The 13,260-nt window shown below is 39.9% G+C and carries 11 protein-coding genes and 4 tRNA genes; 5 read left to right on the top strand and 10 right to left on the bottom strand.

What is annotated here, in order from left to right; all coding sequences use genetic code 11:
• Positions 1-297 precede the first annotated feature (297 nt).
• Genes B9T30_RS07355 through B9T30_RS07345 form a run of 3 tightly spaced genes read left to right on the top strand, consistent with a single transcriptional unit; the run spans position 298 to position 2,517 of the window.
• A complete protein-coding gene (locus B9T30_RS07355) occupies positions 298-804 on the top strand; it encodes a YfiR family protein (RefSeq protein ID WP_086184394.1) in 507 nt (168 codons plus the stop codon).
• Positions 804-2,027, top strand: a complete 1,224-nt coding sequence (locus tag B9T30_RS07350) for a sensor domain-containing diguanylate cyclase (protein WP_086184393.1) — start codon at positions 804-806, stop codon at positions 2,025-2,027. The genes B9T30_RS07355 and B9T30_RS07350 overlap by 1 nt, the downstream gene beginning before the upstream one ends.
• Before the next feature lie 10 nt (positions 2,028-2,037).
• Positions 2,038-2,517: an OmpA family protein gene (locus B9T30_RS07345; protein WP_086184392.1), complete on the top strand. Its 480-nt coding sequence runs from the start codon at positions 2,038-2,040 to the stop codon at positions 2,515-2,517.
• A 122-nt stretch (positions 2,518-2,639) separates the two neighbouring features.
• On the opposite strand, the gene B9T30_RS07340 is transcribed toward B9T30_RS07345, so the two are convergent.
• The 8 genes from B9T30_RS07340 to secA all read right to left on the bottom strand — a co-directional run bounded on the left by B9T30_RS07340 (position 2,640) and on the right by secA (position 9,046).
• Positions 2,640-2,716: transfer RNA gene (locus tag B9T30_RS07340), tRNA-Pro, on the bottom strand.
• Between the two features lie 3 nt (positions 2,717-2,719).
• A tRNA-His gene (locus tag B9T30_RS07335) sits at positions 2,720-2,795 on the bottom strand.
• Between the two features lie 40 nt (positions 2,796-2,835).
• Positions 2,836-2,912 (bottom strand) — tRNA-Arg (locus B9T30_RS07330).
• 46 nt (positions 2,913-2,958) lie between these two features.
• A tRNA-Pro gene (locus B9T30_RS07325) sits at positions 2,959-3,035 on the bottom strand.
• A 150-nt stretch (positions 3,036-3,185) separates the two neighbouring features.
• Entirely contained in the window at positions 3,186-4,253 is a 1,068-nt protein-coding gene (gene nadA / locus B9T30_RS07320) for a quinolinate synthase NadA (protein WP_086184391.1), read from the bottom strand.
• Between the two features lie 150 nt (positions 4,254-4,403).
• A complete protein-coding gene (argJ, locus tag B9T30_RS07315; protein WP_086184390.1) occupies positions 4,404-5,624 on the bottom strand; it encodes a bifunctional glutamate N-acetyltransferase/amino-acid acetyltransferase ArgJ in 1,221 nt (406 codons plus the stop codon).
• Positions 5,625-5,781: 157 nt separating this feature from the next.
• Positions 5,782-6,138, bottom strand: a complete 357-nt coding sequence (locus B9T30_RS07310; RefSeq protein ID WP_086184389.1) for a hypothetical protein — start codon at positions 6,136-6,138, stop codon at positions 5,782-5,784.
• A 181-nt stretch (positions 6,139-6,319) separates the two neighbouring features.
• Positions 6,320-9,046, bottom strand: a complete 2,727-nt coding sequence (gene secA / locus B9T30_RS07305; RefSeq protein ID WP_086184388.1) for a preprotein translocase subunit SecA — start codon at positions 9,044-9,046, stop codon at positions 6,320-6,322.
• Positions 9,047-9,385: 339 nt separating this feature from the next.
• Between secA and B9T30_RS07300 the strand changes: the two genes are divergently transcribed.
• Positions 9,386-10,021 carry a peroxiredoxin gene (locus B9T30_RS07300; RefSeq protein WP_086184387.1) on the top strand — a complete coding sequence of 212 codons (636 nt, stop codon included), beginning with the start codon at positions 9,386-9,388 and terminating at the stop codon, positions 10,019-10,021.
• 534 nt (positions 10,022-10,555) lie between these two features.
• On the opposite strand, the gene aqpZ is transcribed toward B9T30_RS07300, so the two are convergent.
• Together aqpZ and B9T30_RS07290 are read right to left on the bottom strand one after the other, a co-directional pair.
• Entirely contained in the window at positions 10,556-11,245 is a 690-nt protein-coding gene (gene aqpZ, locus B9T30_RS07295; RefSeq protein WP_086184386.1) for an aquaporin Z, read from the bottom strand.
• A 133-nt stretch (positions 11,246-11,378) separates the two neighbouring features.
• Entirely contained in the window at positions 11,379-12,377 is a 999-nt protein-coding gene (locus B9T30_RS07290; protein ID WP_086184385.1) for an AraC family transcriptional regulator, read from the bottom strand.
• A gap of 103 nt (positions 12,378-12,480) precedes the next feature.
• Here B9T30_RS07290 and B9T30_RS07285 point away from each other — a divergent pair, with 103 nt between their 5' ends.
• On the top strand, positions 12,481-13,098 hold the full coding sequence (locus B9T30_RS07285) for a sterol desaturase family protein (protein ID WP_086184384.1): 618 nt from the start codon (positions 12,481-12,483) through the stop codon (positions 13,096-13,098).
• The last annotated feature ends 162 nt before the right edge of the window (positions 13,099-13,260 follow it).

Here is a 13,260-nt window from a genome sequence, read left to right as displayed (position 1 = left end):
TTTTCCGACAAACCCAAGTTTAAATCTAATCTTAAAATCTCATTCGAAATCTTAACAATCCAACCAACTCATTGATTTACCAGAGGTTTTATTTAACATCACCGCCGATGGATACGCATTATAGGGGAAAAAATTTCCCATGCAACCCCTTTTTTTAACTTTCTTTATCGGATGAGTGTTTATTCTACAAAAAAGCTTTTTTTTGATTACTTAATGTCCGTTTTTATCACTATTTTTATACTCTTTTTTTAGTTAAACTCATTCTTACTATATATCCCAGCTTAAAACCCCTTCAAAATGCCTTCACTAAAACAAAAAATTATCCTATTTTTACTAGCATTGTCATACATCAGCCCAAGCTATGCCGCTCCTCATCAAAATAACGGTATTGCTGCAACAACTTTTTCAATTCTAAGTTATTCAAAATTAAGTACCCCATCCAATATTTGCATCATTAGCAATGAAGCACTTGCCACTCAATTTAAAATCCACAACCAACAAAACAATCTGCAATATCAAATTTACTCAATCAACACCAATGAGTTGGCAAGCACCTCTTGCCAAGCAATCATCTTTTCCTCACTCACAGCCCAAGAAGAACAACATCTTCTCAATACAGCTGTGCGCTATCCCGCACTATCCATTAGTACAAATAATCTTAATTGCGAGATAGGAAGTGCTTTTTGCCTTTATAAAAAAAATAAGTATTTAAGCTTTAAAATCAATTTAGAAAGTCTAAGTCAATCTAAAGTTCATATTGATCCGCGCGTTTTACTTTTAGCAAAGCCAAGTGAGCAGCAATAATGAAAAAAATAAACAGCATTACCTCGCTACAGCAGCTATTTAAACGCTCACAACTCACCATCTTTATCCTTACTTTTACAAGTTGCACCATAATTTTTGCGGTAATTTCCACTTATACTATGGAGACTTACGCCAATCGTAACTTACATATCTTGTCGGAAGCTCTTGGTGAACGTATTCAACCCGCGGTTGTTTTTAAAGACCAAATTACAATTACACAAATCCTTGCAGAATATTCAGAACAATATCCCATTCGCTCGATTCAAGTTTTAGACAATCAAAATAACGCACTTGCACAGATCAAACATACTGAAAACCCAACCTTCTCAAGTCAGGTCATTTTAGATCACCTTTTCTTCAATCAACCCGCAACCATCAACATACAACATGACCAAGAAAATTATGGCAAATTAATTGTTTATGGTAATTCATCCGCTTTAGTGAGTTTCTTTTACAAACTACTATTGGGTTTAGCATTAGGCTTTCTCATGATGCTTGCTGTTCTTTTCTGGTCTGTCAGCACCCTCTATCAACACCTGATGAAGTCACTACAGCCAATTGTCGAAACAGCACAGATGATTAGTGAAGAAAAAAACTATCAATTACGCTTAGCAGACTCAGATATACAAGAATTTCAAGAGCTTAATATTGCTTTCAATGAGTTGTTAGAAAAAATTCATACGTCAAGCCAACAGTTACAAACCGAAAATATTAAACTCAGCCATCAAGCACATCACGACGAACTCACCCAACTTCCCAACCGACATTATTTTTATCAAACTTTATTCAATTTATTCGACTCTAAACACCGAGAACATATTGCTTTATTTTTTATTGATAACAATAACTTTAAAGACATTAATGACCAATATGGCCATTTAGCGGGTGATGCAGTACTGCAAGAAATGGCAAAGCGATTAAAATCCAACTTACGGCAAAATGATTTTATTACTCGCCTTGGTGGAGATGAATTTGCGATTATTGTCCACAATATTCAACAACCTCAACAATTAGCCAGCATTTGTGAACATTTGCTAAGTTGCAGTAAAGCACCGCTTATTTTCGAAAAATCTGAAATTCATTTCAGCTTCAGTATTGGGATTGCTTTTGCAAAAAATGCAACATCTCCAGAAGAACTCATTACTCAAGCCGACAGTGCAATGTATCGCGCAAAAACGTTACCGCACCACTGGTTTATCTCCCCTAACCTAAATAACACATAGGCCCAAGCAGATGCATGTCAAAATAATCAAGACAACTTTCACTATTTTATTCTGTACTTTTTTAACAGCATGTATGAATCTCGGTCAGCTCAACTACAAACAAGTACATATGTTAAAAAAAGAGGGATTCTCACTAACAAATGAAGGCTGGACACTCGCACTCCCCGAAAAACTCTTGTTTGGTTTTGACAGCACAGAAATTCAAGAATCACACAAAGCATCACTCAACCGACTATCTTCACAATTGCAAAAATATGATTTAGATAAATTAAAAATCATTGGGCATACTGATGATATTGGTAATGAAAGTTATAACCAAACACTCTCAGAAAAACGCGCGCAAAATGTTGCTGATGTTTTTATTCAAGCTGGCTATAAGCAACAAAATATTCAAACTTTTGGACGTGGCCCAAGCCAACCTTTAGTGCAAAACAATTCCAATGAAAATCGAGCAATCAACCGTCGTGTGAATATCATTATTATTCCGTAATTATTTTTTTATACAAAAACCCTCCCATTCAAGAGGGTTTTATTTTTTCACATTAAACTCTACAAATTTTAGGCATAAAAAAACCGCATTTAAGCGGATTATTTATATCATCTTTTTAAAGATGGTCGGAGCAGTAGGATTCGAACCTACGACCCCCTGGTCCCAAACCAGGTGCGCTACCAAGCTGCGCCATGCTCCGAATTGGGGTGAATGATGGGGCTCGAACCCACGACAACCGGAATCACAATCCGGGGCTCTACCAACTGAGCTACATCCACCGTTACAACATTTTAGATTCTAAAATATCAAGCTACCAAATGGTGCGCCTGACAGGATTCGAACCTGTGACCATCCGCTTAGAAGGCGGATGCTCTATCCTACTGAGCTACAGGCGCATGACCTATGATACCAAAATATCATTAAACCTTCGCCTTGAAGAATTGGTCGGAGCAGTAGGATTCGAACCTACGACCCCCTGGTCCCAAACCAGGTGCGCTACCAAGCTGCGCCATGCTCCGATTCATCTTAGCTTCGTACTACACATCGTGCGGTACGGTGTGCATTCTAGGCGTGACGCTTAATAACGTCAACACCTATATTCAAAAAAAATCAAAAAATCGCTTCAAATGTATATTTATCAAGCATGTTAGACATTTTATATACAAATATTAGCGTTTTAAACTCGCACTGAAGTTCAACATGCGATCTAGCGGCAATTTAGCCCGTGCTGCCAGCACTGGGTCAACGTGTATTTCTTGATCAGAGTTTTGTAAAACTGCTAAAATCCCATCCAATTCATTCATTGCCATCCAAGGACAATGTGCACAAGAGCGACAAGTTGCCCCCTCACCTGCTGTTGGTGCTTCAATCAAAATCTTATGCGGCACCGCTTGTTGCATTTTGTAGAAGATGCCACGATCCGTTGCGACGATTAAACGCTCATTTGGTAAAGTCTGTGCGGCTTTAATCAGTTGAGAAGTACTACCGACAGCATCGGCAACATCGACCACCGACTCTGGAGACTCTGGATGCACCAATACTGCTGCATCTGGATACAATGCTTTCATATTAGCAATGCCACGCGCACGGAATTCTTCATGCACAATGCAAGCACCGTCCCAAAGCAACATGTCCGCACCAGTTTTCTTTTGAATATAGCGCCCCAGATGTTGATCTGGCGCCCAAATAATCTTTTCACCCAAGCTATCTAGATGTTCAATAATTTCAACCGCACAGCTTGAAGTAACCACCCAATCCGCGCGTGCTTTAACCGCAGCAGAAGTATTGGCATAAACCACAACAGTATAATCAGGATGTGCATCACAGAATGCTGTGAACTCCTCTACAGGACAACCCAAATCTAAAGAACAGGTAGCTTCTAAAGTTGGCATAAGCACCGTTTTTTCTGGAGAAAGAATTTTTGAGGTCTCCCCCATAAATTTCACACCAGCAACCACCAAGGTTGAAGCCTCATGATCACGGCCAAAACGCGCCATTTCTAATGAGTCTGAAACACAACCACCCGACAGTTCAGCCAACTCTTGAACTTCAGGATCGCAATAGTAATGTGCAACAAGGACAGCATCGCATTTTTTGAGTTCTGCAAGAATTTGCGCAAATTTTTCCTGTTTGACCTCATCACTCAAATGAATATCTTTAGGCTCGCCTAAACGATCTAAATGCGCCTGCACAATCGATTTAGCCTCATTGGCAATTAAATTGGTCGCATCATTCATAAAAACGTCTTCTCTATCCTTAGTGCCTGTTCACTTACAAGCAATACACTCAATTCACTGATCAAAATGGCATCATGCTTTTTTGATCAAGCATTAAAAACTTTACATTACAAAAAAGCCTCACAACGGAGACCTTTCATTCAACCAGACTTAAGAACGGTAATCCGCATTGATCTTGACATAGTCATAAGAAAGATCACAAGTATAGACCGTATCTTTTGCCTGTCCTCGCCCTAAATCGACACGAATGGTCATTTCAGCTTGAGACATAACACGTGCACCAGCTTCTTCCGTATAGTCCGCTGCTGCACCACCATCTTTACAGATTTGTACATCATCCAACCAAACTTGGATTTTTTCAACGTCTAAATTTTTAACACCCGCGTAACCAATCGCTGCAAGGATACGTCCCCAGTTAGGATCGGATGCAAAGAAAGCCGTTTTAACCAAGGGTGAATGCGCAATGCTATAAGCAATATCACAACATTCTTGCGTATCTGCTCCACCTTCCACGGCAACAGTCATAAATTTAGTCGCACCTTCCCCATCACGTACAATCAGTTGTGCTAGACGCTTCATCACGCGGGTGAGAACATCAAGAACCACCGTATAACGAGCATCAGCTACTGATGTAATTTCTGTGCCGCCCGCTTGACCTGTAGCAACAAAAATACAGGAGTCATTGGTTGAGGTGTCACCATCAATCGTAATACGATTAAATGAAACATTCACCGTGGTTTTTAATAGTTGTTGTACCAATTCACGACTAATCGGGACATCGGTTGCTACATAACCCAACATGGTCGCCATATTTGGACGAATCATGCCTGCGCCTTTAGAAATACCAGTCATGGTATAGAGGATACCATCCAACTCAAATTGTTCAGATGTACCTTTAGGCAAAGTATCTGTCGTCATAATGCCCGTTGCGGCATCGAACCAAGCATCATCTTTCAGTGTATTGAGTGCAGGTTGTAAACCCGTCAATAAACGCGCTAAAGGAAGCTGCTCACCAATCACACCTGTTGAAAAAGGCAGAATTTCGGTTGCAGATACACCTGCAAGCTCAGCCAATTTTGCACAGGTTGCTTCAGCATTCGCCATCCCAATTTTGCCTGTACCCGCATTGGCATTGCCCGTGTTAATCACTAAATAACGTGGATTACCAAGCTGAAGATGTGCTTTACATACATGGACTGGCGCGGCACAAAATGCATTTTGAGTAAATACACCCGCAACATTTGAACCTTCTGCAAATTCAAAAATGACAAGGTCACGTCGGTTCTGATAGCGTACATAAGCTTCAGCTGAACCAATTTTTACACCTTTAACCACATGCATTTGTGGCATTGTTACGTCGCCCACCGCCATTTTTAAACTTCCAAATAAGTGCGTGATAAAATGACAGCTTAGTAGAAATTCAATAAAAAATCGAGCAGAACACTTTGTTTGATTTATTTTTTATTGAATTGCACTTTCAAAGCATAAAAAAACCAGTCCGAAGACTGGTCTAAAAAAGAAACTGCACTTAGTTTGAAGCTAATTGTGCAGATTCTGACAATAATGCCTGTTTCGCTTTTTCTTGACTCGCTGTGGATAATGCTGGATTAGAAGCCACAATACGATTTACATTTGCTGCATTAGCAGCAGTTACTGCTGTAGTCTTTAAGATAACTGGACGTTGATTCGGATTCGCAAAAGTATAACGAATCCCTGTACGCGGGCTCATTACTGTGATGTTGTCATCTTTAACCACTGCTTGAGCGGTGGTTGCCCCACGAGCAGCTTGCACTTTATCCACAGTGGTGGTTTGAGCCGTATTTGCAAAAGTCAAAGTAGGAAGCGCTAAAGCTGCAATCATCAATGTTTGTAATACTTTTTTCATTGTCTTTCCGCTTTTCAGAGTTAGATATGCAACTAAATACCATTTAATTTCGCTCTCTGCAAACATATTCACATATTGAAAAACTAAATTGCATATCCAAATTGAATTAAAAAAGCCACTTTATTATTGTCGCTTAATCCAGCAGAGCAATCATTAAAGTGGCTGTGTAATCAAGGTAAAATTAAATTTTACCGTGACATTGCTTGTATTTTAGACCTGAACCACATGGGCAAGCGGCATTACGGCTTGAAGGTGGAATGATATTGTGTTCATCAACAGCGCTGAATTGGAAAGTGTTGTCTTCTGACAATGTGATATCACCTGTCAAACCATCCACTTCGGCATGGGAAAGACTCAATTTCATTGCTTCAGCTTGTGCCTGTTTCTGTGCTTCCATTTCAGCGAGTTCTTCAGCTGTAGGCACATGCACACGTGAAAGATCGGTAATCACATCAGATTTAATCACAGCCAGCATGTTCACGAACAAGTTAAATGCTTCTTTTTTATACTCTTGTTCTGGGTTCTTTTGTGCGTAACCACGCAAATGAATCCCTTGACGCAAGTAATCCATGGCTGCCAAATGGTCTTTCCAATGACGATCCAAAGCACTGAGCATAAAGTGGCGTTCGAGCATGGCCGCAGATTCAGCACCCATTTGTTCACGGCGATTACGATAGCGAGTCACAATTTCATCAGAAATACGTGCAACCAAGGCTTCTTCATCTAAACGACGATCTTCTTCCAACCATTGGTTCACAGGTAAATCAATACCGAGGTCATCACGTAAGGCACGTTCTAGACCTGCAATATCCCATTGATCATGAATTGATTCAGGTGGAATATAATTTTCAATTACACCTTTCATCACTTCGTGATGCATTTCTTCAATGTAATCTTGCAAAGTACTTTCAGCAAGTACGTCATCACGTTGTGAATAAATGATCTTGCGTTGTTCATTATTCACATCATCGTATTTCAACAAGTTCTTACGAATGTCAAAGTTACGTGCCTCTACTTTACGTTGCGCATTTTCAATTGAACGTGACACCATTTTATGTTCAATGGCTTCGTCTTCTTGTAAGCCCATTGCACGCATCATGCTGACAACACGATCACCCGCGAAGATACGCATCAAGTCATCTTCTAATGACAAGTAGAAACGTGAAACACCTGGGTCACCTTGACGACCTGCACGACCACGCAACTGGTTATCAATACGACGTGATTCGTGACGTTCTGAACCAATAATATGTAAACCGCCAGAACTGAGCACCATCTCATGGTGTTGTTCCCATTCGGCTTTTAAGCGTGCTTCATCTTCAACCGTATAATTTTCAATTTTGGCCAGTTTGGCTTTCCAGTTACCACCGAGCAAAATATCAGTACCACGACCCGCCATATTGGTGGCAATGGTCACCGCATTGGGTGAACCTGCTTGCGCAATAATATCGGCTTCACGCTCATGTTGTTTCGCATTCAATACTTCGTGAATAATGCCTGCTTCTTTTAATTTATCAGACAAAATTTCCGAGGCTTCAATGGTCGCTGTACCAATCAAGATTGGCGCAACACCCGCTTCATGAATATTTTGAATTTCTTGAATGATGGCATCGTATTTACCATTACGATTTAAATAAATTAAATCGTTCATATCATTACGGATCATTGGTCGATGTGTTGGAATTAATACCACATCTAAACCATAAATTTCTTTCATTTCCGCAGCTTCAGTATCGGCTGTACCCGTCATACCAGAAAGCTTTTTATAAAGACGGAAATAGTTCTGGAACGTCGTGGTTGCCAATGTCTGGTTTTCAGGTTGAATTTCTAAACCTTCTTTGGCCTCAACTGCTTGGTGCAAACCTTCTGACCAACGGCGACCCGGCATAGTACGACCAGTGTTCTCGTCGACAATAATCACTTCACCATCATGAATGATGTATTGAACATTGCGTTGGTATAGATAGTGCGCACGAATTGCCGCAGTCACATGATGAACCAAGTTTAAGTTTGCAGCAGAATAAAGACTTTCTCCTTCTGCCAACAAACCCATACCAATCAGTTCATCTTCCACTGTTTCAAAACCAACTTCAGTCATTTCAACTGAACGTTGTTTTTCATCAATCCAGAAGTGTCCACCATCGGCAACTTTTTCTTCTTTCTGTGCACGAAGTTTAGGTGGAATACTATTAATTGCAGCATACAATTGTGAAGAGTCATCACTTTGACCCGAGATAATCAAGGGTGTACGTGCTTCATCAATTAAGATCGAGTCGACCTCATCGATAATGGCATAGCTAAGACCACGCTGTTTTTTCTCAGCCAGTGAGAACACCATGTTGTCACGAAGGTAGTCAAAGCCAAATTCGTTATTGGTACCATAGGTAATATCAGCACGATAGGCTTCAGCTTTTTCTGTCGGATTCTGCATCGAGTAAATAATACCAATGCTTAAGCCTAAGAATTCAAATAATGGGCGGTTTAGCTCGGCATCACGTTGTGCCAAATAGTCATTCACCGTAATGACATGTACGCCTTGACTGCTAATCGCATTCAGATAACACGCTAAAGTTCCCATCAGGGTTTTACCTTCACCGGTACGCATTTCTGCAACTTTACCTTCGTGAAGAGTAATACCACCAATCAACTGTACATCGTAGTGGCGCATCCCCATGATTCGCTTTGCCGCTTCACGACAAACAGCAAATGCTTCTGGCAATAATTTATCCAGACTTTCGCCTTTGTTATATCGTTGTTTGAATTCTTCAGTTTTAGCAGATAAGTCTGCATCGCTTAGTGCAGATATCGTCGGCTCGAGCGCATTAATCTTATCTACGATTTTACGCATGCGTTTGAGTTCGCGCTCATTTTTGGTACCGAAGATGCCTCCGATCAGACTTGCCAACATGAATAGACTCTCTAAATCTTGCTTGTCAAATGAATAAATTTTTTCTCAGTCGTTATTATGGTGCTAGAAATTTGAAGTACAAGGGCTTTAGACAAAACCAATAAAAAAATTCTGCGCACTCGTTCTAGCACGTGACAGCCAAGGGAAATCAATGTAACAAATTTTAAACAACCAATATAGTCATAGAATTCGTCATTTATACAGTTTTTACAAATCAAATCCAGCTGCTATATTCCATATATGCATAAAGAAATATAAAAATGCTATTTTCCTTGGCAAAAGAAATGCGCCATATTCGATCTCAGCAAAGTTCATAACAAATAATTTGAGGCGATAAAAATGACATTACGTTTAGGCGATACTGCACCGAATTTTGAGCAAGACTCGAGTGAAGGCTTGATTAATTTTTATGAGTATTTGGGTGATCATTGGGGGATTTTATTTTCCCATCCCGCTGATTATACCCCTGTATGTACCACTGAACTTGGATTTACTGCAAAACTGAAAGATGAATTTAGCAAACGCGGAGTGAAAGCCATCGCCCTGTCTGTCGATGATGTTGAATCGCATCACGGTTGGATTAACGACATTAATGAAACTCAAAGTACCACGGTAAATTTCCCCATTCTTGCCGATCAAGACCGTAAAGTTTCAACCCTATACGATTTCATTCACCCAAATGCCAGTGAAACGCTTACTGTACGTTCTTTAGTGATTATTGATCCAAATAAAAAAGTTCGTTTAATCATTACCTATCCAGCATCAACAGGACGTAATTTCCATGAAATTTTACGTGTCGTAGACTCGCTACAACTGACAGATCAGCATAAAGTTGCCACACCTGCCAATTGGCAACACGGTGATGATGTGGTGATTGTGCCTTCACTGAAGGATGAAGATGAAATCAAACAACGCTTCCCTAAAGGCTATACAGCGGTTAAACCATATTTGCGTTTAACCCCACAACCTGAGTGAGGATCAGCAAGGCACTGTCTTGCCCGAACGCAAGACGAGAAGCTATGCTTCGAGTTAAAAAATAAGACACTGTCTTATTTTGTCGCAAGACAAGCGAAGTACGGAGTAAAGAAAATAAAGCCAACATCACATGCAACACATACAGGATTTACATGACGAGCCAAATCCTGATTGTTCTACAGCCTGTCTAATGACTAATGCCAGTCAGTTAAGAAATTGACTGGCTTTTTATTTTTTAAATTCATAATGTTATTCGACACGCGGAAACGTCATCCGCAACTGTTCGAGGCAAAACTATTTTAAAAAAGTAAGGTTTCTGCGATTTATTAATCAATAAAAGGTATTTGGCGAGTTTTGCGGATGACAAATGCCTTTGATTACTTTGGGCTTATCCAAAGTAATAGATGAGCTCCAAGTATTTGATTTAAAAATATAAGACTCCGTCATGAACAACTAAAAACTAAGGACTTTATTTCTAAAACCCTTAACTGATTGGCATTACATATCTAATGAGCTTTTTTATGTAGGATACGATTAGTCTGGTTGAGGTGCCAGCATACGATAAATGAGTGCACCAATCATCGCACCAAAAATAGGGGCTACCCAGAATAACCAAAGTTGACTTAAAGCCGCTGTGTCTGCAAAGAATGCCACACCAGTACTTCGCGCTGGATTAACAGAGGTATTGGTGACAGGAATACTGATTAAGTGAATCAGCGTTAAAGCCAGACCAATCGCGATAGGTGCAAACCCTGCTGGTGCACGTTTATCTGTTGAACCTAAAATAATAATCAGGAAAAAAGCAGTTAAGACCACTTCAATAATTAAAGCTGAAGTCATTGAATATTTTCCTGGCGATAAGTCACCAAATCCATTGCTGGCAAAACCACCTGTACCGGTAAATCCAGCTTGACCTTGTACAATAAGATATAAAACCAGTGCTGCTAAAGTTGCGCCAATCAACTGGGAAATAATATAGGGAATGAGGTCTTTGGCATCGAAACGCCCTCCGAACCATAAGCCAACACTAACAGCAGGATTGAAGTGCCCACCTGAAATATGACCTAAAGCGTAAGCACCTGTAAGGACGGTTAAACCAAAGGCAAGTGCCACACCTGTAAAGCCAATACCGAGTTCGGGGAATGCTGCTGCAAGAATGGCACTGCCACATCCACCAAAGACTAACCAAAATGTTCCAATTAATTCAGCAAGATATTTATGCATTTTATGCTCCAGATTTTGTTATATATTTTTGAATAATTCGATGCAATATTTTATATTTATCGAAAAATTGAGTCTTTATTCATCACAACATGATGAATAAACATGACACGAGCATGACCATCATGCGATATTTTTAATCTTGTTGTTTGCGCCATTGTTGAGGGGTCGAACCTGTCCACTGTTTAAAAGCACGTTGAAAAGCACTTTGTTCCGAGTAACTGAGCAATAACGCGATTTCTTGTAGACCTAAATGTGGATCTTTTAAATATTGTTCTGCCAATAGATGCCGAACTTCTTGCATACGTTGTTGATAGGTTGTGCCTTGTTGCTGTAAATGGCGCTGGAGTTGTCGTACCGACATATTTAACTGGTTGGCGATAGGTTGAATCTGATACAGGTTTTTTTGTAAGCCCATTAAAATGGCCTGCTGAATACGCTGATCGAGCTGTGTGCAATGAGGCAGTTTTTCTAATAAGGCTTGTGCTTGCTGCATCAGCAACTGCTGTAAGGTTTGATCTCCTTGACGAAAAGGTTTTGCCAGCTCTTGAATGGGTAAAATAATTTGAGCGATGGCTTGGGAGAAGCGGACTTTGCAACCAAAATATTGCTCATATAAAGCAACATTCTTCGGAGCTGGATGGGTGAAATGAACTTCATGGATATGAACCGTTTCAAATTCCATAAAAAGGCGAAGAAATTGCAGCATTAATGCAATCGCAATTTCATTGGTCACTTGAGTGGTAAGGTTGAAGGGAATTTCCCCCCAATTAATGGCTAAATAGTTTCCCTGTATATTGACCTGCAAAGGGCTACCATCGTAAAGCAGACGATGAAAGTCATGATAACGATACAAAGCCTCACCTAAGGTATTACAAGACAGTGCAATATAAGCAATGATCCCCAGATGTTTCGGTTGTACATATTCAGCAATACTTAAACCCAGTGCAGGGACTTGAACATGCTGTTCTATGTCTGTCAGTAAGTCGCGCCAAAGACTATAGTCAAAGCGTTCTAAATTTTGAACTTGTTGCAGTTTTTCAGAAATAGCTAAGCCTTGAGCTTGGCTATAAGCATAAAGTAAATGTCCAAGTCCACCGTAAACCGAGCCTGTGTAATCCTTAAATTGCTGCATTTTAATCTTTTTGTTGTCGTAATTTGTCAATGAAGTTTTATTTCACAGTCAATATTTAGCACATTTCCTTCAGTATATTCAATAAGAAAGAGGAGAAAATAAAATGTGGAAAGGTTTCTTGGTTGGGCTCGTGGTGGCCAATGGCTTTGAATGGGTTGCGCATAAGTATATTTTGCATGGTACGCATCGTAGTGGAAAACCACGTTATAGCCCAGTACCAGACAGTATGAAGTCACATTGGGAACACCATCGTGAAGTGCGTAAACAAGACTTTCATGATGATGGTTATGTGCAAGGTATTTCAAATTGGCGAACTAAAAATGAAATTGTTTCTTTAGCCGTGGTGGCTGGTGTGAGCAGTGTATTGTTTTATCCAGTATCGAAGGGGATGGCTGCGGCTGCGGTCTATAGTGCATGTAATTATTATTATATTCATCGTCGTGCCCATTTAGAGCCAGATTGGGCAATGAAAAAAATCCCGTGGCACTATGACCATCATATGAATTCGAATCAGGATGCCAATTGGTGTGTGACCAAACCGTGGTTTGATTATATTTTGGGTACACGGGTCATTTCTTCAGAAAATTTACAAGAACAAAATCCGTTGGGTATTGCACTTCCGCAACCGATTGCAAAAGGACTCAATTTTGTAGCAGAACGTTATTTCCCAGCTAAATGGGTAGAAAAAGTGGCTAAATTGGAGCTTAAGGTAGAGGTATAAAAATAAGTTTTCTTAAATTTTGCGTTTAATGGTGTTGATTCTATCCATTGATATTTAGTGAATTCTTCAGTCCATTTGGGTGTTGTTGTCGCGATTTGTCAATATTTTTGGCATGAATGGTCAATATTGTGTTGATTTTTTGATCTATATTTGCAGCACTGC

It is taken from the genome of Acinetobacter sp. ANC 4973 (genome assembly GCF_002135275.1).
GTDB lineage: Bacteria > Pseudomonadota > Gammaproteobacteria > Pseudomonadales > Moraxellaceae > Acinetobacter > Acinetobacter kyonggiensis.
Note: the sequence above shows the minus strand (reverse complement) of the source record. Positions and strands in the feature narration are given on the sequence as shown.